Source organism: Flavobacterium sp. (genome assembly GCF_039916025.1).
Taxonomy (GTDB): Bacteria; Bacteroidota; Bacteroidia; order Flavobacteriales; family Flavobacteriaceae; genus Flavobacterium.
The window spans coordinates 1-1,556 of record NZ_JBDSMB010000037.1; the positions used below are offsets into that span (position 1 = coordinate 1).

Here is a 1,556-nt window from a genome sequence, read left to right on the forward strand (position 1 = left end):
CTTGTCCTATGTGATTAATTCGAACTTTGACGATTCCTGTAATTCCATTTAACCCTAATTGTGGTTTGTATGCAATATCTTTTAATTCTTTTTTTTCTTCTACAGTCGTTTCGTAATGATGTCGGAAGAAATAATTTTTTGTTGCGATTTTCTGTATTCTATATAGATTTTTACTTATCAATTTATAATTTTCAGAATTGGTTAAGTCAATTTCATTTGGATCAAAACCTTCACTAGGGAATATGAAATATTCATTCTGTTTCATTGTAAACAAAAATTTCCAATCAAAATCTTGATTAAACGTTTTATCAATTGCTGGCAATCCTTGGTTTACTCTTTCTACAGCCTCATAAAAAGATACAATTTTTTCCTGCAAATTTCCTTCTGCATCTTTATAAATGGATACATGGTGGTTGTTGCCGGTACTCACAAAATCTGCTGGTATTTTATTTCCATTTTCATCTAAAATATCTTTTCCCAGATGATTTTTCTTTGAATGCAATGCTTCTGCATTTTTTACACCACTTATTTTTACCCTTTTTATGGCAATGCCTTTTCCTTGATTTAGCCAGATGGGGTTTTTATCAAGATTTGAAAATGCTTCTTTGGCATTTCCGTTGAATGTGTCTAATCTTTTTTGTAGAATGTTTCGAATACCAATGTCAATTATTTTATCAATTTTTAAATCGGGAGTTACGTCTTTTCTTATAGTGTAGTCATCTTCCAGAGAAACCAATTTCACTCTTTCAGGGATTTTTATGTTGTAGTTGCTGTCTAGGTAAATTGGGTTCTTATCCAAGCTGTTTTTACCTGTAAATGCTTTTTTAGGATCATTCCCATTATCCTTCAATCGTTGTAGTAGGGCAGTCCTGTGCTTTGGTAAAGCTACTTTTGAAATCAGATCTTCGTCAAATTTTGAGTTTACTTTTTCTTCTTTTGTAATATATTGTCGAAGCTTTCCATAAACAGTTTCTTTGTGAAGTTGTCCACGCGGAGTGAGTTCTGTTTTGCTTTTTTCGCCTGCTTTAGTTTTGTATATGTTTTTGTTTTTGGTAACTACTTTATTTTTAGCTTTAAACGAAATCAACACCTCATTCAAATGTTTTTTTGCTTCACATCTAAAGTTTGGTAACGGTAGTTTGAATTTGCGTTTACTATTGCTAGTGTCGTCTTTAACGGTAAACGTTTCTTTCTGTTCTATTCCATAAATTTCTTTGCCGAGCTTATCATCTTTCTTTCTTGCGTGCAGATTGTTAAGGTATTGAATATGGCTGCGTTTAGTGAATGCCACGGTTAACGCATCCATAGCGTGATGGCGATGGTCGTTGCGTTTAGTCCAATCTTTAATTCGCTCTTTAAAGCTGCCATCTTTCTTTTCAATTAATTCCGTAAGTCCAAGTTTTTTATATTTGTCAAAATTTAATTCCTGCATTACGTTTATCAAATCCCAATCTTCACGCAGTCTGTCTGTAACGCCGCCTGATGTGCTAACTACGGTCCGGCATATTTCATACAGCATTTGTTTTGCTTTTTTTGCAATGTATTGAGTGTCTCGC

Annotated in this window: 1 pseudogene; it reads right to left on the minus strand. The window is 33.4% G+C overall.

The features are described from left to right. A pseudogene (locus ABIQ27_RS01880) lies at positions 1-1,556 on the minus strand (type II CRISPR RNA-guided endonuclease Cas9); the annotation flags it as partial.